This window comes from Pseudomonas sp. S30, from assembly GCF_016518545.1.
GTDB lineage: Bacteria > Pseudomonadota > Gammaproteobacteria > Pseudomonadales > Pseudomonadaceae > Aquipseudomonas.
On sequence record NZ_JACVTO010000046.1, the window covers coordinates 1 to 1214 of the forward strand.

The 1214-nt window shown below is 64.7% G+C and carries 1 protein-coding gene; it reads right to left on the reverse strand.

Going from position 1 to position 1214, the window contains the following annotated elements:
• The coding region (locus IAE34_RS24170; protein ID WP_325101018.1) for a toxin VasX at nt 1–1127 on the reverse strand (1127 nt) is incomplete at its 3' end.
• Nucleotides 1128–1214: the final 87 nt, after the last annotated feature.

Here is a 1214-nt window from a genome sequence, read left to right on the forward strand (position 1 = left end):
AGGTGATCTGCCGCTCTGGACTCGGCCAGACGTTGGGCTTCGAGGCTCTGCGCCTCGAACGAGGCGAGGTGTTGATGCATGCCTTGCAGGTCGACCTGTGACAGATAGCGCGCCTGGAACTGCTGTGCAAACACCCCGCTTTTCGCAAGGGGCTCCAGCTCCCGCCTTTTCAATTCGCTGGCGCTGTCGAGAATGCCCTCCTGGGTTTGCGCCCACCATTCGGCCATCTGCGGTTGAATGGCCTGGTCGCCGCCGGCGAGATAGGTGCGCATCGACGCTTTATGCCGATCGACCAGCGCGGCGACTTTGCGCTCGGTGAATTGCTGGTGCAGTTCGCTGAAGGCCTGGGCGACCAAGACCTTGCGCTCGTTGCTCGGACCGATCGTCTCGGTGCTGGCTTGCAGCCAGCGCTCGAGATGCTCCATGCCAGCGTTGCGCCAGGCATTGAGCTCTTGCGTGATACCGATGGCGTCTTCCACCACCACGGCGACGCCCCGTGGCTCAGGTTTACCGCCCAAGGGGCCCAGCGCGTGTCGCGCGGCAGCCAGCGAGCTGATGCTGGGCGTACCGAAGACCTGGGCGTCCAGCAGGTTGCGCAACGCGTCGTCGGACTCGGCGGCAAAGTCGGCGACCAGCTCCAACTGGTCATGACGTAGCGTGTGAAGCCTGGGTGTCGGACAACTGGGGCCGGCGAAGGGAGCGATATTCAAGGCCGGCAGCGTGTCGCGTCGACGCAGCAAGTGCTGCTGGGCGGCGGGGGTCAGCGGGTCAGGGCTGTAGAACAGGCGAAGCTCGAGCAAGTCGTCGAGGTCGTGCACCTTGAAGGCCCATGCCCTATTCTGGACGACATCCTGGAACGTGGTGGCAGTTGCCGGCCCAGGCTCCGGGTGCTCGGGATCGATGAGCGACAGGGCGCCGTTCGCCGCGATTCGATAGGGCGGGTGCAGGCTGTGCCGCCCGCTGAGCTTGCGCTTTTCCATGACATACAGAAAACCTTCACGAAGCGGGCGAATGGCATAGTCGGCATGACGCAGCGTGGCGACGTGATGAGGGTGACGCAGGTGCTCGGGCAGGGTGGGTAATCGTCGGCGCTGCTGAGCGCTACCGCCGACTGCCGCATAGCGCAAGGGCAGAACGGTGAAGGTCCGCGTGCACCTGGCGTCCGGCCCCCTGTGAAGGGGCTCTTGCAGGGCCTCGCAGTTCTGCCGATTGAT